Origin of the sequence: Ruegeria atlantica (assembly GCF_001458195.1) — a bacterium.
GTDB classification, from domain to species: domain Bacteria; phylum Pseudomonadota; class Alphaproteobacteria; order Rhodobacterales; family Rhodobacteraceae; genus Ruegeria; species Ruegeria atlantica.
The window spans coordinates 17,384-38,326 of the sequence record NZ_CYPU01000024.1 but is presented as its reverse complement, the minus strand read 5'-3'; the positions used below and the strand labels follow the sequence as shown (position 1 = coordinate 38,326).

Below are 20,943 nucleotides of genomic sequence, written 5' to 3'. Positions count from 1 at the left end.
TCAGACGGTGACGGGCGTTGGGCGGTTTTCGCGAATGGGAAGGTGGACGATGGCACTGAACGCCCCAATTGCGACTCCGATCCACCAGACCATGGTGTAGTCGCCGTACTGGTCATACATGCGCCCGCCCAACCAGACGCCCAGGAAACTACCGACCTGGTGGCTGAAAAAGATAATCCCATACAGCGTTCCCATGTAGCGCAGTCCGTAGAGATGCGCGACCAACCCCGAAGTAAGCGGAACGGTGGCAAGCCAAAGCGAACCCATGACCAGCGAAAACACGATGACCGACAGGGGCGTGATCGGGAACACGATGAAGGCCGCCGCCGCAAGTGTGCGCGCCGTATAGACACCTGCCAGAAGGTATTTTTTGGGAAAGTGGTTCCCGGCCCAACCCGCCAGCAGTGTGCCCGCGATATTTGCCAGGCCTATCAATGAAATTGACACGGCCCCTAGTGCTGATGTGGTTGTGATGCCAATAGAATGCAGAACGCCACCGGGTTGTATAGGTCCGCACATCTCTGTCACGAAAGCGGGGAAATGTGCGGTGATGAAGCCAAGCTGATAACCGCAGCTGAAAAAGCCCAAAAAGATCAGCGTATAGGATGGATCGCGGAATGCCCTGGTCAGGATCTGACTCATGCTTTCTTCAATCTCTGCTTTACTGGCAGTCTGAGGGGCGCGCATGAACGGCAGTGTCAGCACCAGTGCCAAGATCGCTGCAGCGAATACAATGAACACCTGCTGCCAAGGCATAAAGCTCAGCATCCATTCGGCTGTAGGCGCCCCCAGAACCTGACCGAAACTGCCAGCAGCTGTGATAATCGCAAGCGACATAGAGCGGTTTTCGTCCGACGATGCCCGCGCCACCACGGCAAGCACCACGCCAAATCCTGTTCCCGCGATACCGAACCCCACAAGCCATGCGTACATTTGGTGCTCGAACGGAGTGACGGACCAGGCCGACAGAACCATACCCGCCGCGTAGGTCAGAGCCCCTAGAATAATTGCGCGCCTGTCGCCGACCTTTTCGGCGATGGCCCCGAAAACCGGCTGCCCAATGCCCCAGGCCAAATTCTGAATTGCGATTGCCATCGAGAAGTCCGAGCGCAGCCAGCCGAATTCATCTGCGATGGGGATCTGAAACACGCCAAACGATGCGCGCACGGCAAAACTGACGGTGATGATGATACATCCGACGATCAGGATGGGGTTCAGCAAGCGCGTGTGTTGGGGCATTAGGTCCTCGGGCGTTCAAGAACCAGACGTTACCGCGTTTAGGTTGTGCGTCAATTCAGGAGTTTTGCGATCACGGATCAGCAAAATTGATGCGTCCGAGAAATGGCTGCTTTTCAACGGGCAAACCGGGCGCTATGCCTCAAAACATGACGGGTTTGATATCGCTTTATGACACGCAGGTGGCCGACGGCACCCTGACCAGAGACGACGCTCAAGAGGCCGTTCTTCCTCATTTCGAACGTATCCGGGCGGCATTGGCCGAACCTGTGAAACGGGGGTTCTTTCGAAAAGCCCCGCCGCCGCCCAAGGGTTTATATCTGTGGGGCGGAGTCGGGCGCGGAAAATCCATGCTGATGGATATGTTCGTCGACTCTTTGGCAGACATCCCCGCCCGCCGAGTGCATTTTCACGCCTTTATGCAGGAAATCCACGCAGGCATGCACAAGGCCCGTAAGGACGGGGTCGAGGACGCACTGGCCCCTGTCGCCGCCTCGGTGATCAAGTCCGCGCGCGTACTAGCATTTGACGAAATGCAAATCACCGATATCACGGACGCGATGATTGTTGGTCGTCTGTTCGATCTGCTGCATGAAGGTGGCACCGTGGTCGTGACGACATCAAACCGCCATCCGGATAACCTGTACAAGGACGGGCTAAACCGTCAGCTATTTTTGCCCTTCATCGCACATATCAAAGAACAGCTTGAGGTATGGGAGCTGATCTCACCCACGGATTACCGCCAAAACCGACTGGAAGGCGCACCTGTTTACTTTACACCCATAGGCCCCGAAGCACGCGCGAGCATTCGCAGCGTCTGGATCGACCTGGCCGGGGGGACGGCGGACCCGCTGATCCTGCAGGTCAACGGTCGTGCGGTAGAACTGCCCGCCTTTCGAAATGGCGTGGCGCGGGCCAGTTTTTACGACCTTTGTGGAAGGATGCTGGGCCCGGCAGATTATCTTGCTATCGCGGAAGAGGTCAAAGTTCTGGTCCTTGAGGACATCCCGCGCCTGTCGCGCAATAATTTTAACGAAGCCAAACGGTTCGTAACGTTGATCGATGCACTGTATGAGGGAAAAGTCCGCTTGATCTGTTCAGCTGCGGCAGAGCCCGAGATGCTGTATGTCGAAGGTGAAGGCACATTTGAGTTTGAACGCACCGCGTCGCGCCTGCGCGAGATGCAGGATCAGGATTGGGGGCAATAGGGGCGCTGCCCCCGCCGTGCTTTGCGCGACACCCCCGGGATATTTTGGCCAGATGAAGCTGTGCGGATGCGCCTTTTTCAGCCGTTCTCGCGCAGAATATTACCGGCCAGGTACAGTGATCCACAGATCAGAACCCGCACCTGCGGGTCATCTTCAGTAATTTTTCTCAGGGCTTCGGCCACACTATTGGCAGTAGACGCTGCTAGCCCAACCCGAGAGGCGGCTTCAGCGGTGTCGTCTGCGCTCAGCGTATTGACCTCACCCGGGATAGAGACTGCCGTCAGGCTTTGCGCCTGTGCGGCAAGCGGAGCCAGATACCCGGTGACGTCCTTTGTGTTCAACATCCCACAGATCATATGGGTTGGACGTGCAGGCAGCTTCGCCAGTAGATCGGCCAATGCCAAACCTGCGGCCGCGTTGTGACCGCCATCCAGCCAGAGCTCGGCCTCGGGGGCCTGTTCGACCAGAGGGCCGGTTTTCAATCGCTGCATGCGGGCTGGCCATTCAGCCTTGGTCACCGCAGCCTCATAGGCGTCTTCCCCAAGATCCAGATAACGCAAGACCGCTAGCGCAGCACCGGCATTTTGATACTGATGTGCGCCCAACAGATTTGGCAGCGGTAGATCGCGCAGGCCAGTTTCGTCCTGATAGACGAGCCGCCCGTTTTCTTCGGTGACGTGCCAGTGTTGGCCATGCACCAACAAAGGTGCACCCAGACGCGCGGCAGTGTATTCAATGACCTCCAGCGCCTCATCCTTTTGCGGGCCAACGATGCAGGGAACACCGGGCTTGATGATGCCGGCCTTTTCCGCCGCGATTTTGCCCAAGGTATCGCCCAGAAACTGTTCATGGTCGATTGAAACCGGCGTGATGACCGTTGCCGCCGGGTCGTGAATGACATTGGTCGCATCCAACCGGCCACCCAACCCGACTTCAAGCAACGTGTAGTCCGCCTTGGACCGGGCAAAAGCCAGCAGGGCCGCGCAGGTCGTGATCTCAAAATACGTGATGTTCTCGCCACCATTGGCGGCATAACATTCGTCCAGAACCGCTGTCAGATCCGGTTCGGAAATCAGTTCACCCGCCAGACGAATACGCTCATGAAACCGGGCCAGGTGGGGTGAGGTGTAGGCATGGGCGGTCCGCCCTGCCCCTTCCAGCCCCGCTCGGATCATGGCCTGGGTCGAGCCCTTGCCGTTGGTTCCCGCGATGTGAATCACCGGCGGCAATTTGTTTTGCGGATTGTCCAGCGCGGTCAGCAGACGCCAGACACGATCCAAGGTCAGGTCAATGATCTTGGGATGCAGCGCCATCATCCTTTCCAGGATGACGTCCGATGTCTGAGGGGTCATTTCTCTTCCGCGTCTTCAGCCGGGGCTTCTGCCACTGCATCTTCGGATTCGGGCGCTGGCAGATCGCCTTTGACCGCCGGAGACTGGTTCATCAACATCCGCGTGATCGTGATCAGCTCATCGCGCATTTCGGTCCGCTTGGTCACGCGGTCCAACATGCCGTGGTCCAACAGGTATTCGGCACGCTGAAACCCTTCGGGCAGCTTTTCCCGGATCGTCTGTTCGATCACACGCGGACCGGCAAAACAGATCAGCGCATTGGGCTCTGAGATATGGACATCACCCAGCATCGCGTATGAAGCCGTCACACCGCCCGTCGTTGGGTGAGTCAGCACTACGATGTAGGGCAGATTTGCCTCTTTCAGCATTTCTACTGCCACGGTTGTGCGGGGCATCTGCATCAGGCTCAGGATACCTTCCTGCATCCGTGCGCCGCCAGCGGCCGAAAACAGGATCAGCGGGCGCTTTAGCTTCACCGCCTCTTGCGCGGCCGCGATGATCGCGTTGCCGACATACATGCCCATGGATCCGCCCATGAACGAAAAGTCCTGCGCAGCTGCCACAATCGGGGTTCGGCCAATTTCACCCAGGGCGACCAACATCGCTTCTTTCTCGCCCGTTTTCTTTTGGGCGGCTTTCATCCGGTCGGGGTACTTTTTCTGATCGCGGAATTGCAGCGGATCGTCTTTGGGCGCGGGAACCTCGACCTCGGTAAAGATTCCACCATCAAACAGATGACCGAACCGCTCGCGCGGAGTGATCGCCATGTGATGATCGCACTGGGTGCAGACATTCTGGTTTTCTGCCAGCTCACGGTGAAACAGCATGGTTCCGCATTCATCGCATTTATGCCAAAGATTCTCAGGCACTTCCCGGCGCGAGAAGATCGAGTTGATCCGGGGGCGGACGTAGTTTGTAATCCAGTTCATATCGGAACCTTGGCTTGTGCGGCTTTGACGTCAAATAAGACGCTACGGAAAGAAATGCAATCAACGCCTGAGCGCAACCCGCGCTGTTAGCCAACTGACGATCATCACAGCAAAATCCACATACAGCCATTGCCGCAGCGCCCCGGTATCCGACATGTCGTAAGGAAGCAGATACAATGCCAGACCACTTAAGCCATCGGGTAAGGAAACAAACAGCAGAGCGACCATATTATTGAACAGGTGCAATGCGATAGCAGGCCCCAACGTCCCTGACCGTGCCGTCAGATCCGCCGCCATCAGGCCGAACATCCCGGACCACACGGCAACCAATAGCGCGTTGTCTCCGGCCGCGCCGGGGGCATAGTGACCTGCCGCGAACAAAATCGACGGTACGCCCAACCAAATAACCGGCGATCGGAATCGCGCTGCCAGACTTTGCTGGATGTAACCCCGAAAAAGCACCTCTTCAGCGCTTGTCTGAATCAGCACTGCAAATAGCGAGAAAGGCAGAAACAACAGCCAGGTCGACAGTGCCAAATTCTGCGTCAGCGTTGCGCCCATGCCATATGGCGGCAAGATGGCCACGACGATCCCAACGATCAGCAATGCCTTAAATACATTCCAGAATTGCCCAATGCCCTCGCGCCATGGACCACAGATTGAGCTCAGAGTTCGATGTTGTAGGCGTTTTGCAGCGATGGACACGCCCAATGTGATGAAGCCAAAGCTTGCCAGTAGCACCAAAAGTGCAACCGGGGATGCGCCGGTCAGCAAACCTTGGGCCCATTCGACGGATCCAAGACCCGCAACCAATCCAAAAAGTAGAAAGTTCAGAAGGATGCCAACCACGCCAACAATGGTCAGCCCGACCAGCAGGCGCCAAAGCTCTGGCCGTGCGCGCGAAGGTGCAACAAGTCGTTCATGCGCTATGTATCTGCCGGGGCGGGCGTCAGACATTGTCGGCCGTGTCCCGGTTCGGCTCGTCATCATCGAAGATCAATGAGGTTGCATTGGCGGCGTTTAGCCTTTTGGAAATCGTAGTCAGATAGCCGGCAACCGTTTGCAGCAGCTGCATTGCAACACCTGCGTCACTTTCAATAACTGCGCGCAATTCCTCGGCCCCAATGCGCAGGAACGAACAATTCTTGACCGCGACCAAATCAAATTGCCGAATTTCGCCCGTGATAATCGACAAGTCTCCGATCAGACGCCCCGGCTCGATGACCGAGATCGTACGCGCGGTTCCGTTCCCTTCATTCCAGATCAGGTCAGCTTCGCCTGAAATACACAGATAAGCGGCATCTGGCGTTTGCCCTTCGGAGAAGATGATCTGTCCGGCTGCGGCATCGTACCATTGCGCCGAAAACGCCAGAAGGCGCTGGTTGCGACCGTCAATGCCGGAAAACAGCTCGGTCGACGAGATAATCTTGAGTTTACGGCTCAGGTCATCCGTTGAGCTGGCCTCTTCTTCTGGGCGGGTCCGCGAGACGCCGTCAATTCGACCATCCTTGATCTCGACGAACAGATCATAGGCTTCGGGATGGGCAAAGTAATCCTCCATGAAGACCATGATGGAATCCGGCAACAATTCCCGCAGTTTCAGCCGGGTTCTCAGCCTGCTCTCGGAATCATGGCTGGCCAGAGCTTTGTCCAGGATCAACACATCAGGACGCTTGATTCCAGCGCGCGAGAACGCGGCGCGTTCCTGAAATACCGTCGGCAGATTATTCCCACCCAGACCCGAGGGCAGGTCATAGATAATGGCTGCCGCCCGGCGGCGCAGGCCAGCTTCGTTCATGGCTTCGGCGACGACATCTTCGATTTCATCCGTGTGCGCCCCGGCCATCAAAGAAACCCGCCCGAACAGGGCATTTTCCATGACAGTCATGCGTTCAATATATGCATCCGGCGTGACCGGAACGAACATCCCATCCATCGAGGCACGCAGCTGTTCCGCTTGCCCCCATCGGATGGCCAAGATCTTATCTTTGTACTCGTCCGGAAAATCAGGCCCGATCTGTTCCGCGGTCAGCAGGAACGGAACGGTCAGCAACAAGGCACGCTCGCCCTCACTGATTGCTTCATCCCCTTTGGCTTTGCGCCGGTCCTCGATATCAAGCAGACGGTGGAACATATCCTTGGCCATACCCAGACGAAGGAACAGCGGGTGATCTGCCCCGTCCCGCCCAAACGTCTGGTGCAGTGTTTCCAGCACCGCGCTTGCAATGCTCATTGCGTCATCGTCCAGATCGTGATGGCGCAGCATCCACATGAACCGATCATCGCCCGCCAGAATATCCGGTGAGATATCGCGGGACGGAGCGGCAAACAGCAGGTTGCCCCCCAGCGGAACAGCCGGGTTAAAGCGGTCCGGTTCGAACCGATAGACATACCGCGCCAGGTCTTTTTCTTCCAACCTCTGCGCGACCGTGTCGCGCAGATTTACGATATCACGCGCAAGGGCAGAATGTTGCACTGGATCGAACTGGGTACGTAATGTCCGGCGGAACATGAACTCGTCGATGCCCATCGCCTCGACCAGCTGGAACCACCAGTTGCGGATATCCTCGATGTCTTCCAACCCTGCCAGGCCGGGATCGATCCACTCATCCGACAGGGAATCCGGAGGGTTCCCGGCCCGCACCGCTTCGATTTGCCACCGGCTTGGGGCTTTCTTTGCGTCGGGTTCGTGTTGTGGATGGGTTCGCAACGGCATCAAAAGGTTATCGCCCAAAGTCCCGTCAAACAGATAGGGTCGCGAATAGGCATAGCCGATCCGCGCCGCAATTACCGTCTGATGGAGTTTTAGCAGATCGTGACCCGCAATTGTGACGCTGCCTTGTATCGGCAAAAGCTCTCGTGTCAGCAGTTGCGCCAACGCGCCGCGCTCGGCGGCGCTTGACGACTGAATAGCAACGCGGGCACCCTTGGGGATGGTCAGGTCGATATCTTCAAGGATGGTTTTCCCGTCATCATCGCGCACTGTTACATTGCGCAGTTCGATATCGCCGCTTAGATGCGGAATGGACTCTGGCTCACCCACAAATAGCTCTTCAGGGATCATGTTGTCCGGGGCAAAACGTTCAATCACGATTTCCCAGCGCAAAGACATATCCTGAACCTGGTTGTAATAGGTCAGCAAGTCTTTCCATGGGCCACTAAGGTCCTTGTATGCCCCAAGCGCCGCGACCAACGCGCCCACTGTCACCTCACCCGTGATCGCCAGATAGCCACCGACCGAATAGAACAGGAACGGCGTCATCTGAGTAATCAGATTGTTGAGGAACTTCATAAAGAACTTCTTGTTGTAGATCTTGAACCGGATCTCGAACAAGGTTCCCAACCGATGGCTGAATTGTGCCAACCGATAGCGCCAGCCACCATTGGCCCGCAAATCGCTGATGCCCGCCGCGCTTTCGCCAATTTCCGAGCTCAGGTGGCGGACCTGCTGAATACGTTCCTTGTTCAGCAGGTTGATCTGGCGCTGCAGTTTTGGGATCAGCCATGCCTGCAACGGAATCAACGCGATGCTGGCCAGACCGAACCAAACGCTTTGCATGAACAGAAAGGTGACAATGGTCATCATCTGACCAAACTGGAACACCGGCTGGGCAATCGCATCACCCATCAGGCCGCCCATCGGTTCGGCCTCAGAGGTGATCATTGAAACAAGTTCACCTTGGCTGGTGGTGGCAAAATACGATTTCGGGAATCGCATCGCGCGGTGAATCAGCGTGAACCGAAGCCGGCGCAGCATACGCTCGGCCAATATGCCCTTCATCGTGTTGATGCGCATCTTCATCAAGCCGCTGGCGATTACAGTGGCCAAAAATGCAAAACAGAGGATTAGCAGATATTGGACCTGCGTGAAGGTGAACCCAAAAAGTGTAACGCTATCGTTGGGCGCACCAATTGCGTCGTTGATGATCTGTTTTGGCAGCTCAAGCGAGGCGTATAGAAACGGAAACGACAATACCGTCAGAAACAACAGCACAAGCTGCTGCTTTTTCGAGTGTTTCCAGATGAACGAAAATAGTGTGGGTTCCATGCCCCGGCCTTGCCTCAAAGAATTTAGTACGCGGTTTTTCGGATAATCCAAAGCAATCAGGTGCCGGACGGTACGCACAGTCCCAGGTGATTGCAAGAACGGCGATGGGGGCCTTAGCAGACACAACCAAAACCGCCCAGTCACAACCACGTTAGTGTCGGGCAGTTTTATGCGGATTTCACCAATTCGGCCTTATCCTCGCCGTTGTCTTTGACTAAAGAAGGTCAAGTTCAGACGATGGGATCATGGGCAAACTTCTCGAACGATATCTACACCGCAAAACTATTGCGCGTTGGCAACGCGCCGTTCAAGACGCGGCCGGGGCCACGAACCCCCAATTGCGTCAACAGCGCGACGAGGCGCGCAAACTGCGTGCGCAATTGGACCGTTTGCTACGGGAAGCAAACGAAAGACTGACGCTGCCCCTGATTGGCTCAAAGCAATTTCCCAAGCCGCTAGGTACTGACTGGTGCTGGCGACCTGATTTGTGGCGGGGTCCCTTGCCCCGGCCTGGTCTCGCCTCAATCCCGCGTAAGGTCGAGTTGGATCAACAGGTAAAGATATTCCACGACTGCGCTCTATCCGAGATCAGTGTGCGACAGGCACGAAACATGGACGAAAAGGACCTGGCCGCTTTTGGACTTGGCGTCGAAGTGTTTGGCTTTGCGGGGTCATTCCTTTCCGTGTCGCTGGATTTGCCGCCTGAGGCAGTGCAAGGATTGACGCGGCAGCACCTGATGCGGGTCGATGCCCAGATTGAAACAGAACGTCCGCTGGACGTGACCGCGCGATTGAATATTCGGCACGGCCCAAACACTGATTCCGTTCCACGGTCTATAGATTTGTCGACAAGTTCGAATGTCCTGGATTTCGATCTTGCCAATTTGCCGCTGAACGAACGGCGTATAGACAAGATCTGGCTGGATCTGGTTCTGACCAATCCGGCGATGAACCGCATAGTTCTGCGGGACCTGACCCTTTGTCGCCACCACCGCGCCGACATGTGAGAGCATTGGCAATGACACAACCAACCTTGACCCCAACCCTGTTCGAAAACGGCATCTGGCGCGGGTACCTACAGGCCGACACTGAACCGCATGTCGAAGTCCGTTATATGGGGCAGGCGCTGGAGGGTGTACTCATGACCGCCACCGATGGTGGTTGGGAGCTGAGTGTGCCAGTGCCATCAACCGCGATTGCCGACGGGGTTCATTGCTTTGTAATAGCCGATGCAAACACATCACAGAAGATCGGTGAATTCACAATCATTGCGGGCGCATCAGCCGCGGATGATTTGCGGACCGAAATCGCTTTGTTGCGGGCGGAGCTGGACTTGTTGAAACGGGCATTTAGGCGGTCTCAGGCACCTTCGGACTGATCCGGGTTTTCTTCGTTTCCAAGGCTTTGTCTATCTTTCAGGCGAAATCCGTGCATCATAAATGTCATCCGAAGCAACCCGGGTGCAAAATGGACCGCAGCAGTATCGTCAAGGTCATCGCTCTGATGGTGACAGGGTTCGGGATCGGTATCGACTTTACCGGCGCTCTTATTCTTGTCCCAGCCATCGAAAACAGCTTTGACGCTGATATTACCAGTACCCAGTGGGTTCTGAACATCTACGCCTTGTTTTTTGCCATGACCATGGTCGCCGGGGGGCGCATGGGGGACATGTTCGGGCATCGCAAGATGATGATCATCGGGCTGGCAATCTTTCTATTTGCGTCCGTCATGTGCTTTGTCTCTCCTAGTCTCGACTTCCTGATCGCCGCGCGTGCTTTGCAAGGGATTGGTTCGGGTTGCGTCTGGCCTTGCACGCTTGCTTTTGGCGCCACCAAAGTCTCGCGCCCCGAACACCGCGCCATGATCATGGGTATGATCCTCGCCGGTGTGACCAGCGGCAATGTCTTTGGTCCGCTCATCAGCGGCGCCGCAGTCAGCTTTGGCGACTGGCGCTTGTTCTTTCTTGCAAACGTGTTGTTTTCGTCCATTTCGATGGTTACGGCCCTGATCCTTATGGAGCGGGAAACTCAACACAAACAGGGCGAACATATCGATTTCGCCGGAATAGGTATTCTTTCGTTTGCTGTTCTTTTGCTTCTTTACGGGCTGGACATCGGTGCGGACTGGGGCTGGACGTCTGTCTCGCTGCTGATGTTGTTTTTCGTCAGCGCCGCGCTGTTCTTCTTTTTCCCGCAGGTCGAGAAGCGCGTGAAAGAGCCTCTTTTACTGCCTCAAATGATGCAAAACCGCGAGTTTCGGATCACGCTGGGACTGAACATGTTCAACGTGTCGGCGGCATTTGTAGGGCTGCTATACTTCCCTCAATACATGCAAAAGGTCCTTGGTTGGTCCGTGTTTGAATCCGCGATTGGGCTTGCCCCGCTAACGCTCCTGCTGGCCGTTGGCTCGATTGTTTCGGGCACTCTTTATAATGATTTTGGGCCAATGCGCCTGCTGTTCTGGGGGTATTTGATCGCAACGACCGGCGCTCTCAGTATTATTATCTTGCCGGCGGGGCTGGGCTATTTTCAGATTTTGCCCGGCATGGCGATGATCGGGCTGGGCGCAACGTTGACGGTTGGGCCATCAGGCACTGCAGCCGTGTGCGCCGTCAAACCTGAACGCGCTGGACTTGTCGGCGGGCTGAGCTTTATGACCCATCTGGTATACGGCGCTATATCCGTCGCCTTCGCGACCGCAATAATGTATGTCGTCGGCCTGTCCAGCCTCAGTAAACAGCTGGTTGCGGATGGGATCAACATGTCTGCAACCGATCAAAAGGCGATCAACGGTGGAACGCTTACGACCGGTACGGCCCGCGCTATAGTGGAAAAGCTAAGCTCGGCAGAAGCCGAAAAGGTCAAATCCGCCGTCGCTGCCGCATTCGATGCGGGTATGAACATGGCCTTTGTTTTTGCGGCCATCTCGGTCTCGGTAGGCATTGTTCTGGCGATGATGCTTGACGAAGAAAAACTGCACAAGGTTGAGGGCTGATCCTGGCCTTTGCAGAAAGGGCCGCCTGTATCGGCGGCCCTGTTTGTCTTACTGAGACGGTCCGTTGGGATTGAACGCCGACAAACCTTTGAGGATGTCGATGGCGTAAGCCAGCTGATAATCCTCTTCCCGCAATTCAGCCGTGGCTTCGGCTTTGGCGCGGTCTTCTTCGATCTGACGAATTTCATCTTCGCTGAGGCTGTCATTGTTTAGGCTGCCGCGCAGGTCAGCTTCGGACCGTGTCCGTGCGTTGGCTTCCTCTTCCTCGGCATCCGGCGCAGGGCGCGGTTGTTCAACGATGATGTCGGGGCTGACGCCAAGTGCCTGAATTGACCGGCCCGAGGGCGTGTAATAGCGCGAGGTCGTCAGACGCATTGCACCATCGCCACGCAGCGGCATGACCGTTTGCACCGATCCTTTGCCAAAGCTCTTGGTGCCGACAACGATCGCGCGACGGTGGTCTTGCAGCGCGCCGGCCACGATTTCCGATGCAGAGGCGGACCCGCCATTAATCAGGACAACGATTGGTTTACCTTCGGCCAGATCACCCGCTGTTGCATTGAAACGCTCACCGTCGCTCGGGTCACGACCACGGGTGGACACGATCTCGCCTTCGTTCAGGAACGCATCCGAAACTTTGATCGCCTGGGTCAGCAGCCCGCCGGGATTGTTCCGCAGGTCAAGGACAAAACCATTGACCTTGTCCAGACCTCCAGCTTCTTCGATCTGTTCATTCAGGCCTTCCTGCAGGTTCGGGAAAGTTTGGTCGTTGAATGTGGTGACACGCAGAACAACGCTGGTGCCTTCGGTTCGCGCACGCACGGCTGTTAGTTTGATGGTGTCCCGGATGATGGTGATATCAAACGGCTCTTGCTCGCCCTCACGAACGACGGTGATCACGATTTCCGACCCGACCGGGCCACGCATCAGATCGACGGCCTTGTCCAATGTCAGGCCAAGGATGCTTTCACCATCGACATGCGTGATGAAGTCACCGGCCTCGATTCCCGCTTCGTCGGCCGGGGTATCGTCGATCGGCGAGACAACTTTGACATAGCCTTCTTCCTGCGTGACCTCGATGCCTAATCCTCCGAATTCGCCACGTGTCTGCACACGCATCTGCTCAGCATCATCTGGCGAAAGATAGCTGGAATGAGGATCAAGCGACGTTAGCATGCCGTCGATGGCCGCTTCGATCAGCTCTTCCGGCTCCACGTCTTCGACATACTGGGCGCGGATACGTTCAAAAATATCCCCGAACAGATCCAGTTGCTCGTACACGCTGGCCTTCCGGTCAGCCTCTTGCGCCAGCAAAGGACCAGCAATTTGTGTAGTTGCGATTACACCTGCCACGGTTCCGGCCAGACCGGCCATCAGAAATTTCTTCATACTCGTTTATCCATCCTTGTCGGTTCGAAACCATGATTCCGGGTCCACGGGGCTATTATTCTGTCTTACCTCTATATAGAGCGTTTCTGACCGGCCAGTTCCAGTGCCATCACTGCTTGTTGACAAAATTGCGCCGATTTCGGGCGATTCACCCGGCATCAAACCCACCGGAGTGCCTTCGGGGATCACCTCGCCCATGTCTCCGTAAACATCTTGCAGCCCGGCGAACACGAACAACAAGCCCGGCTGCGGCTCGAGTATCATGACGTTCCCGAGTTCCAGCAATGGTCCACGGTACCGGATTGTTGCCGCGGTTGGCGCTGTAACAATTGCCCGAGGACGGGTGGCCAGAACCACACCGGGGCGCGTCACACCAGCCGCGTCAGTCTCATCCGCGCGGTGCAAAACAACGCCTTGGGTCGGCAATTCAATCCGCCCCTTGCGGTCAGAGACATCCGCATCTGTTTCGGCAATTTCGCCTTCCGAAATTTCGGACAATCCACTGGCAAAGCCGTCCAACGTCTCGGTTGATGAAATCAGGATGGCCGTGCGTACCGGATCTTCGACAAAGCGACGGGGCAAATCCGTGCGGTCAGCGATGGCTTCACTGAGGCTGGTGCGCGCGTTTTGCACACCGGTCAACCCTTCGACCAGGGTATCCGCAGCGCTTTGTTGCAGTTTCCTAAGGGTCTGGACCTCTTGCAGATCATGGGCCAGTGCCTGCGCGCGCGCGTTCAGGCCGGGAGTAACTTCGGACAGCATCATGCCTGCCCGTGCGGAACCAAGGGGGCCGGACGGATGCAGCATCAGAACGGGTGGTGCTGTGGTCTCAATGGTCTGCAGCACGCCCAATAGCTGCGCAACCTCCTGTTCCCGCGACCGCAATTCTGCCGTCAGCTGCGCCTCTCGGGTCGCCGCCATGCGCAACCCGTCGCGCATCGCCGAAAGCCCGGCCTCGTATGCTTGAATGGTTTCGGTCAGGGCACGCACGCGATCGCGGGCACCATCCGCTTCGGTCAGGTTGATCGAGGCCTGTTCCAGCATGCGCGCAGCATTCAAGGCCGCCGAGGACGGATCATTCTGCGCGCTGGCAGGCGACGCAAGACACATCGCAAAGATAAGCGCGCGCATCCTCATGACAGCAGGCTCTTCCCCGTCATCTCGGGCGGTTGCTCAAGACCCATCAGGTCTAGCAGCGTCGGGGCCAGATCGGAAAGACGGCCGTTTCGCAGCGATGCATCTTTTGGTCCACCGACCAGCGCCACGGGAACCGGGTTCAGAGTATGCGCGGTGTGCGGCCCGCCGGTTTCGGGGTCAACCATGACCTCGCAATTGCCGTGATCCGCAGTGACGATCATCGCACCACCAACCTTGTTCAGCGCCGCGACAACCTGTGACAATCCCTGATCGACAGCCTCACATGCCTTGATAGCAGCCTGCAGATCGCCCGTATGACCAACCATGTCAGGGTTGGCATAGTTGGTGATGATCAAGTCGTATCCGGCCTCGATCGCCTCGACAAACTTCGCCGTCACCTCGGCCGAAGACATCTCGGGCTGCAGGTCGTAGGTTGCCACTTTGGGCGATTTCGGCATAAACCGGTCTTCGCCTTCCTCGGGCGTTTCCTTGCCGCCATTGAGGAAGAATGTGACATGGGGGTATTTTTCGGTCTCGGCCAGACGGAACTGACGCAACCCCTTCTTGGCAACCCATTCACCCAAAGTGTTCACGATTTTCCGCTTCGGGAACACGGTTGTCATATAGGCATTGTGACCGTCGGAATATTCGACCATTCCCAACAGGGCGGAAAGCTGCGGGCGCGGGCCGGTATCGAAGTCCGAAAAGCCCGGTTCGCCAATCGCGCGCAAGATTTCACGGGCGCGGTCCGCACGGAAATTCAGACAGAAGACTCCGTCACCATCCTGAATGCCGTCGTAGCCTTCCAGTATAGTGGGAGAGATGAATTCATCGGTTTCAGACTGGCTATATGCGTGATCCACAGCGCCATGCGCGGTTTTGGCTGCCCGACCCTGGCCTTTGACTATCGCATCATAAGCCTCGCTGACGCGTTCCCAGCGATTGTCCCGATCCATTGCAAAATACCGACCACAAACCGTGACGATACGCGCCCCGTCGGGCAAACGATCTTCAAGCTCGGACAGGTAAGTAAATGCCGATTTCGGAGCGACGTCGCGCCCGTCCGTCATGGCGTGCAGCGCCACCGGAACGCCTGCATCAGTAATAGCCTTGGCGGCCGCGACGATGTGATTCAAATGGCCGTGGACCCCACCGTCCGAGACCAAACCCATCAGATGCGCCGTTCCACCCGCTGCCTTCACCTTTGTGATGAAGGTCTGCAATGCGGCATTGTCGAAAAAGCTGCTGTCTTCAATCGCCAGGTCAATCTGCCCCAGATCCATCGCAACAACGCGGCCCGCCCCGATATTGGTGTGACCTACCTCGGAATTGCCCATCTGGCCGCTGGGCAAGCCCGCATCCGGGCCATGTGTAATTATGTTTGCGTGCGGACCATTGGTCATGATCGCATCAAAGGTCGGAGTATCTGCAAGAAATGGCGCGTTAGACCGAGTGTCTTCGGACAGGCCCCAACCATCAAGAATGCACAGGACGACGGGTTTGGGGGCGGTCATTGCGGCTCTCCGGATTTCTGCTCTGGTCGGTCTTGTATCGCCTGCCCTCCGGCAATTGAACCTTATTTTGTGCGCGGTTGTGCAGATTTAATACTTAGTCCGCTCAACCCTTGTTTATCAAATCCGTATACGGACGCGCCGTGCGACCGCGATACTTGACGGTCAGGTCCAGCGGCGCATCGTTTTCATCATAGACCCCGACCACGATCCCCCTGCCCCGGCTTTTGCTCCGCATCGCAATCAGCTGCTGTTCCGACCGTTTCGTGCGCTGCGACTGGCGGCGTGTCCAAACGAACAGGTGGTCGTACATTGTGGCAACAATATCGGCGTGATCGGCACTGTTCCCCAAATCGACAAGCTCGTTAGGGTCATTTTCCAGATCAAACAGGATAGGCCGATGACCGCCTTCGCAGTGGATCAGCTTCCACTTTTTGTTGGCTGCCATGAACATGACTGCGTCCCGGACAGAGGCATTCAACATGTCTGCAATTGGTGATGCAGAGTAATCGTACTCACAAATCACCGCGTGGCGGGGTGTTTCGTTCTGCTGCCCATGCAGGATCGGAAGCAAGGAGTGCCCCTCAAGGATATGCCCTGCAATCTCACCGCCCGCCACATCCACAAATGTCGGAGCAAGGTCGATGGATTCAACCAGTGCATCGCTGACGGTGCCACGCGTTCCGTCTGCCTCGGGTGACGGGTCATAGATGATCAGTGGCACCTTGGTTGATGCGTCCTGAAAGAACGTTTTCTCGCCCATCCAGTGATCGCCCAGAAAATCGCCGTGATCGGATGTCAGTACGATCATCGTGTCCTCCATCCGGCCGGTTTTCTCCATCCAGTCAAACAGTCGCCCCATCTGGTCATCGGCCTGTTTGATCAGCCCCATATTGGCCGGGATCACCGCATCCCGCACATCCTGCCGCGAGAATGTCTGCCCGACCTTAGTATCCATGAATGCCTTGAGCACCGGATGCGCATTCTGACGTTCCGCGTCGGAGCGCACGACCGGCAGAACATGTTCCGGCCCGTACATCGAGGCATAAGGTTCCGGCACGATGTATGGCCAATGCCGCTTGATAAAGCTCAGATGACAGCACCACGGGCCATCATGGGTGTCCATGAATTCGATGCCACGTCCGGTCAGATAAGGGGTTTCGCTGTCCTCTTCCGCTATGTTGGCCGCCTCGGTTGGGTTCTTCAAAAACCAGCCGGACAGGACATTGCCGTCCTCATCCAGCCCCGAATTGGCAAAGTCGTGCCAGGGGTTGTCACTCTCATACCCTTTAGCAGCCAGATGCTTATTGTATTCCTGTGCGCCATCCGGATCATAAAATCCGTCGGGTCCTTCAGGCAACATACCGTCATCGCGTTCATAAATATCAAACCCGCATTCCGCGACGCGCGCGCCGATCAGACTGTCAGGCTCCAACCCCAGCCGCTCCATTCCTTCCGCATCTGCGCGCATATGGGTCTTGCCGACCAACCAGCAGTCCATGCCTGCCTTGCGCAGGTGATCCCCCATCGTGATTTCACCAGCTTTCAGCGGAATGCCATTCCATGAGGCGCCGTGTGAATGCACTTAGCGGCCGGTATAAATCGACATGCGCGAACTGCCGCAAATCGGGGACTGGATGTAGGCCCGATCACAGCGGACTCCGTCAGCAGCCAGCCGGTCAATGTTGGGCGTATGCAAATGCGGATGCCCGTAACAGCTGAGGTAATCCCAGCGCAGCTGATCGAACATGATAAACAGGATGTTTTTGGCTTTGGCCAAACCCGCGCCCTCCCGCAAGATGCCTCAGGGGTTTATTTAGCCATTACCATCACTACAGCGAAGCGCAATCTGCGCTTAAGCCTGACGCTCCATCTGTTCAAGCATCTTTTTGGCACGTTTGCATTGCAACTGATCTCGCAGGGGCGAATCCGGGTCGACATCCTTTTGGCAGACCACGCATTTGTCCGCGCCCGAGATTGCGTTCAGACCACCACAGCTGCCTTTGATCGTCTTGCCCATCAACATGACACCCAGCGACATGCCAACCACGATGATCAAAAGCAGAAAAAAAGCTATGATAAAGGTGCTCATCCCGGTTCCTACCTGTCAGTTGGTGCCTAGTGCGTCTTTGAACGCAGTACTGTGAACCGTAATATAGGCATCGTCGCCGCCTGTCACATCCCGCGAGATGAAATACACGGCAAGTTTATGTTCTTCAGCCAGCTCCAGGCCCTTATCCTGACCCAGCGCCAGCATTGCCGTCGCCCAGGCATCCGCCATCATCGCATTTTCGGCCAGAACTGTGACCGAGGTCGTGCGATGCGTGATCGGACGACCTGTTGTTGGATCGATGATATGCGAATACCGCACGCCGTCCTGTTCAAAGAAATTCTTGTAGTCGCCAGAGGTCGCCATACCGAGGTTGTCCAGCTCAACTACCAACTGCAGGTTTTGGGCCCCTGCTTCGGGCTTTTCGATCCCGATCCGCCAGGCCTCACCCTTGTCGTTCTGGCCCATGGTGACCAGATCACCACCGATCTCGACCATATAGTTTTCGATCCCAGCGTCGCGCAGCGTCGCAGCCACCGCGTCGATGCCATATCCTTTGGCGATTGCTGACAGGTTGATGCCCACGCCAGCATCTGATTTGGCCAAAGTTCCGTTGTCGCTGTCCAACATCAGCAAGCGTTCCTGACCAACGCTTTCCAACGCCGCCTGTATCTCGGCATCTGATGGCACCGGATCTTCTGGCTTGCGCGGACCAAAGCCCCACAGTTCGATCAGCGGGCCAAGCGTCACGTCGAACGTGCCGCCCGATTTTTCGTGCACGTCATTTGCTGCACCTAAAACCAGCGCAAATTCTTCGGAAACCTCGGTGGGTTCAGTGCTGGACGACGCCGAAAATGTCGAAACCTCTGAGTTGGGGTCCCAGTTGGACATCTTGGCGTTCACGTCTGCCAACGTCTCTTCGACGGCAGAGCCCAATGCAGTCTCATCCACATCCGTGCCGATAGCGGTGATGTTGAATGTGGTACCCATGGTCTCACCGGACAGGCGCACAACCTCGGGTTCTTTGTCAAAGAGACAACCGGAAACAAGTGTTGCAACAGCCAGAACAGGCAAAAGGTGCATCGAGAGACCTCCAGAGGAAAACCGTGCCCGGCATATGCCAGCGGCCCTATGCAGAGTCAAACCGACTTCACAGCTTTAGTGGCAGGAAGCCCAACATAAGTAGCCCAATGCCGGCCGGGACACCGAACAACCAGGCTTTTTTTTGCCAGCCAACCGGCTGCTGTTTCCAGGCCATTCTAAAGTTATGCCCGCATACGACCACGGCAAAGAAAATCAGCACTGCGACGGGCGGGGTAAGGTACAAGTCAGACAACAGGCCGGATATCCTTGTTTAGCGGCAGTTTTCCCCGGTTTGGGCATTTGAACCCTATACAGATCGCATTGCTGCGGTAAGGTGTAAGGGAAGCCATCTCAAAAATAAGAGGAGATTGCCAATGGCCCCAACCTCATATCAGCCCCCTACCCGCGGCGACAAGACCGATACAAGCACGCATAGCCAATCGGTTGAATCCAATCTGTCGCACTCGCAGACGACGGTGGCAAAATTGCTTGCGGGTAAAGGGGATGCTGTATTTGCGGTGCGCCCAAACGACACGATCCATTCGGTCGTGAATACCCTCAGTGAAAAGCGGATTGGTGCCGTGGTCGTGACCGATCAGAACGGTACCCTTCAGGGTATTCTGTCCGAACGCGACATCGTCCGGCGCATGGCTGACACGCCCGGCCAGACCCTGCCACAATCAGTTGAGGATCTGATGACGCGCGAGGTCAAGACATGTTCACCAGACGATTTGTTGAATGATGTCCTGAAAACAATGACCGAAGGACGTTTTCGCCACATGCCCGTTGTTGGCGACGGCAAACTGCGCGGCGTCGTCACAATCGGTGACGTTGTTCATTTCCGGCTGAAAGAACTGGAGTATGAAGCGTTACGCATGAAACAAATGATCGTAGGCTAATCCTTCCGGCAGAAATCCCTTGACCTTGGCTGACTGACAGTATCCTTGATGCCAAAATTTGTTCGGTTATAGGTCGAGGGTAAATGAAGCACGTTCTGGTAACGGGTACAGCGGGATTCATTGGGTTCCATCTTGCAAAACTGTTGCTTTCGGAAGGATTCCGGGTGCACGGCTATGACGGGATGACTGATTACTATGATGTCGCGTTAAAAAACCGCCGGCATCAGATGCTGTTGCAAAACCCTGGGTTTTCCGTCACCGAGGACTTGCTGGAAAATCACGAAAAACTCAAACAGGTTGGTGATGAATTTCAGCCTAATGTGATCGTGCACCTGGCCGGTCAGGCAGGTGTGCGTTACAGCCTAGAGAATCCGCGCAGCTATATCGACTCGAATATTGTGGGAACATTCAACGTGATGGAGGTTGCCCGCGAACATGAGGTTGAACACCTTTTGATGGCATCCACCTCGTCGGTCTATGGCGCGAATGAAGTGATGCCCTTCACCGAGGTCGAAAAGGCCGACACGCCTCTGACCATCTATTCAGCCACCAAAAAGGCCAACGAGGCCATGGGGCATTCCTACGCGCATCTTTGGAACCTGCCCACAACGATGTTCCGGTTCTTTACCGTTTATGGCACCTGGGGGCGCCCGGACCTGGCACTTTACAAGTTTGTGGATGCCATTCTGGATGACCGTCCGATCGATATCTACAATCATGGCGACATGTATCGCGATTTTACCAATGTGGATGATCTTGTCCGCGGAATCCGGCTGTTGATCGACAGCCCGCCCGTGCGCCCCGACAGCGCAGATGACATCGAAGAAGGCGATAGCCTTTCGCCCGTAGCGCCCTGGCGCGTGGTCAATATCGGAAATGGCGACAAAGTGCGCCTGTTGGATTTCGTCGAGGCGATCGAAGAAGCTGTCGGCAAGAAAGCAATCAGAAACTATATTCCCATACAGATGGGCGATGTCCCGGCCACCTGGGCCGATACCGATCTGTTGCAGCGGTTAACCGGGTATCGCCCACAAACCGATTTCAAGGTCGGGATTGCCCAGTTCGTGGAATGGTTCCGCGACTATCACGGAAAATGAACTGAGTACC

16 protein-coding genes and 1 pseudogene are annotated in these 20,943 nt (G+C 56.2%); 6 read left to right on the top strand and 11 right to left on the bottom strand.

Annotated features, from left to right (window positions below):
* On the bottom strand, window positions 1–1,239 hold the full coding sequence (locus RUA4292_RS08115; protein WP_058277157.1) for an MFS transporter: 1,239 nt from the start codon (window positions 1,237–1,239) through the stop codon (window positions 1–3).
* Between the two features lie 146 nt (window positions 1,240–1,385).
* On the opposite strand from RUA4292_RS08115, the gene zapE reads away from it, so the two are divergent.
* Window positions 1,386–2,444 carry a cell division protein ZapE gene (gene zapE / locus RUA4292_RS08110; RefSeq protein WP_058277240.1) on the top strand — a complete coding sequence of 353 codons (1,059 nt, stop codon included), beginning with the start codon at window positions 1,386–1,388 and terminating at the stop codon, window positions 2,442–2,444.
* A gap of 77 nt (window positions 2,445–2,521) precedes the next feature.
* On the opposite strand, the gene RUA4292_RS08105 is transcribed toward zapE, so the two are convergent.
* From RUA4292_RS08105 to RUA4292_RS08090, 4 genes are read right to left on the bottom strand one after another with little or no spacing between them, the layout of a single operon-like run.
* The gene (locus tag RUA4292_RS08105) at window positions 2,522–3,796 is read right to left on the bottom strand and encodes a bifunctional folylpolyglutamate synthase/dihydrofolate synthase (protein ID WP_058277156.1); all 1,275 of its coding nucleotides are present in this window, start codon (window positions 3,794–3,796) and stop codon (window positions 2,522–2,524) included.
* Window positions 3,793–4,725, bottom strand: a complete 933-nt coding sequence (accD, locus tag RUA4292_RS08100) for an acetyl-CoA carboxylase, carboxyltransferase subunit beta (protein ID WP_058277155.1) — start codon at window positions 4,723–4,725, stop codon at window positions 3,793–3,795. Before accD ends, RUA4292_RS08105 begins: the two co-directional genes overlap by 4 nt.
* 60 nt (window positions 4,726–4,785) lie before the next feature.
* Complete coding sequence (locus tag RUA4292_RS08095) at window positions 4,786–5,682, bottom strand: CPBP family intramembrane glutamic endopeptidase (protein WP_058277154.1); 897 nt, start codon at window positions 5,680–5,682, stop codon at window positions 4,786–4,788.
* Window positions 5,675–8,773 carry an ABC transporter transmembrane domain-containing protein gene (locus tag RUA4292_RS08090; RefSeq protein WP_058277153.1) on the bottom strand — a complete coding sequence of 1,033 codons (3,099 nt, stop codon included), beginning with the start codon at window positions 8,771–8,773 and terminating at the stop codon, window positions 5,675–5,677. Before RUA4292_RS08090 ends, RUA4292_RS08095 begins: the two co-directional genes overlap by 8 nt.
* Window positions 8,774–9,018: 245 nt before the next feature.
* Here RUA4292_RS08090 and RUA4292_RS08085 point away from each other — a divergent pair, with 245 nt between their 5' ends.
* From RUA4292_RS08085 to RUA4292_RS08075, 3 genes are all read left to right on the top strand, one after another.
* Window positions 9,019–9,780: a DUF6478 family protein gene (locus RUA4292_RS08085; protein WP_058277152.1), complete on the top strand. Its 762-nt coding sequence runs from the start codon at window positions 9,019–9,021 to the stop codon at window positions 9,778–9,780.
* An 11-nt stretch (window positions 9,781–9,791) separates the two neighbouring features.
* Window positions 9,792–10,151 (top strand): hypothetical protein, encoded by a 360-nt coding sequence (locus RUA4292_RS08080; RefSeq protein ID WP_058277151.1) that lies wholly within the window; start codon window positions 9,792–9,794, stop codon window positions 10,149–10,151.
* 89 nt (window positions 10,152–10,240) lie between these two features.
* Window positions 10,241–11,767, top strand: a complete 1,527-nt coding sequence (locus tag RUA4292_RS08075) for an MFS transporter (RefSeq protein WP_058277150.1) — start codon at window positions 10,241–10,243, stop codon at window positions 11,765–11,767.
* Between the two features lie 48 nt (window positions 11,768–11,815).
* Here RUA4292_RS08075 and RUA4292_RS08070 read toward each other — a convergent pair whose 3' ends face one another.
* The 6 genes and pseudogenes from RUA4292_RS08070 to RUA4292_RS08045 all read right to left on the bottom strand — a co-directional run bounded on the left by RUA4292_RS08070 (window position 11,816) and on the right by RUA4292_RS08045 (window position 18,937).
* Window positions 11,816–13,156, bottom strand: a complete 1,341-nt coding sequence (locus tag RUA4292_RS08070) for a S41 family peptidase (protein ID WP_058277149.1) — start codon at window positions 13,154–13,156, stop codon at window positions 11,816–11,818.
* Window positions 13,157–13,162: 6 nt separating this feature from the next.
* Window positions 13,163–14,293: a murein hydrolase activator EnvC family protein gene (locus RUA4292_RS08065; protein ID WP_058277148.1), complete on the bottom strand. Its 1,131-nt coding sequence runs from the start codon at window positions 14,291–14,293 to the stop codon at window positions 13,163–13,165.
* Window positions 14,290–15,807: a 2,3-bisphosphoglycerate-independent phosphoglycerate mutase gene (gpmI, locus tag RUA4292_RS08060; protein ID WP_058277147.1), complete on the bottom strand. Its 1,518-nt coding sequence runs from the start codon at window positions 15,805–15,807 to the stop codon at window positions 14,290–14,292. Before gpmI ends, RUA4292_RS08065 begins: the two co-directional genes overlap by 4 nt.
* Window positions 15,808–15,910: 103 nt before the next feature.
* Window positions 15,911–17,584 (bottom strand): annotated as a pseudogene (locus RUA4292_RS08055) (sulfatase-like hydrolase/transferase).
* Window positions 17,585–17,659: 75 nt separating this feature from the next.
* Window positions 17,660–17,896, bottom strand: coding sequence for a (Na+)-NQR maturation NqrM (gene nqrM, locus RUA4292_RS08050; protein WP_058277146.1), 237 nt, complete (start codon window positions 17,894–17,896; stop codon window positions 17,660–17,662).
* 15 nt (window positions 17,897–17,911) lie between these two features.
* Window positions 17,912–18,937, bottom strand: a complete 1,026-nt coding sequence (locus tag RUA4292_RS08045) for an FAD:protein FMN transferase (protein ID WP_058277145.1) — start codon at window positions 18,935–18,937, stop codon at window positions 17,912–17,914.
* Window positions 18,938–19,311: 374 nt separating this feature from the next.
* On the opposite strand from RUA4292_RS08045, the gene RUA4292_RS08035 reads away from it, so the two are divergent.
* Window positions 19,312–19,836 (top strand): CBS domain-containing protein, encoded by a 525-nt coding sequence (locus tag RUA4292_RS08035; protein WP_058277144.1) that lies wholly within the window; start codon window positions 19,312–19,314, stop codon window positions 19,834–19,836.
* An 83-nt stretch (window positions 19,837–19,919) separates the two neighbouring features.
* Complete coding sequence (locus tag RUA4292_RS08030; RefSeq protein WP_058277143.1) at window positions 19,920–20,933, top strand: GDP-mannose 4,6-dehydratase; 1,014 nt, start codon at window positions 19,920–19,922, stop codon at window positions 20,931–20,933.
* Window positions 20,934–20,943 lie beyond the last annotated feature (10 nt).

Excerpts from the sequence above, each read along its gene's own strand:
- nqrM (WP_058277146.1), bottom strand. The coding sequence starts at position 17,896 with ATGAGCACCTTTATCATAGCTTTTTTTCTGCTTTTGATCATCGTGGTT.
- RUA4292_RS08115 (WP_058277157.1), bottom strand. The coding sequence starts at position 1,239 with ATGCCCCAACACACGCGCTTGCTGAACCCCATCCTGATCGTCGGATGT.
- RUA4292_RS08105 (WP_058277156.1), bottom strand. The coding sequence starts at position 3,796 with ATGACCCCTCAGACATCGGACGTCATCCTGGAAAGGATGATGGCGCTG.
- RUA4292_RS08030 (WP_058277143.1), top strand. The coding sequence starts at position 19,920 with ATGAAGCACGTTCTGGTAACGGGTACAGCGGGATTCATTGGGTTCCAT.
- gpmI (WP_058277147.1), bottom strand. The coding sequence starts at position 15,807 with ATGACCGCCCCCAAACCCGTCGTCCTGTGCATTCTTGATGGTTGGGGC.
- RUA4292_RS08035 (WP_058277144.1), top strand. The coding sequence starts at position 19,312 with ATGGCCCCAACCTCATATCAGCCCCCTACCCGCGGCGACAAGACCGAT.
- RUA4292_RS08080 (WP_058277151.1), top strand. The coding sequence starts at position 9,792 with ATGACACAACCAACCTTGACCCCAACCCTGTTCGAAAACGGCATCTGG.
- accD (WP_058277155.1), bottom strand. The coding sequence starts at position 4,725 with ATGAACTGGATTACAAACTACGTCCGCCCCCGGATCAACTCGATCTTC.
- RUA4292_RS08085 (WP_058277152.1), top strand. The coding sequence starts at position 9,019 with ATGGGCAAACTTCTCGAACGATATCTACACCGCAAAACTATTGCGCGT.
- RUA4292_RS08045 (WP_058277145.1), bottom strand. The coding sequence starts at position 18,937 with ATGCACCTTTTGCCTGTTCTGGCTGTTGCAACACTTGTTTCCGGTTGT.
- RUA4292_RS08090 (WP_058277153.1), bottom strand. The coding sequence starts at position 8,773 with ATGGAACCCACACTATTTTCGTTCATCTGGAAACACTCGAAAAAGCAG.
- zapE (WP_058277240.1), top strand. The coding sequence starts at position 1,386 with ATGACGGGTTTGATATCGCTTTATGACACGCAGGTGGCCGACGGCACC.
- RUA4292_RS08095 (WP_058277154.1), bottom strand. The coding sequence starts at position 5,682 with ATGTCTGACGCCCGCCCCGGCAGATACATAGCGCATGAACGACTTGTT.
- RUA4292_RS08075 (WP_058277150.1), top strand. The coding sequence starts at position 10,241 with ATGGACCGCAGCAGTATCGTCAAGGTCATCGCTCTGATGGTGACAGGG.
- RUA4292_RS08065 (WP_058277148.1), bottom strand. The coding sequence starts at position 14,293 with ATGAGGATGCGCGCGCTTATCTTTGCGATGTGTCTTGCGTCGCCTGCC.
- RUA4292_RS08070 (WP_058277149.1), bottom strand. The coding sequence starts at position 13,156 with ATGAAGAAATTTCTGATGGCCGGTCTGGCCGGAACCGTGGCAGGTGTA.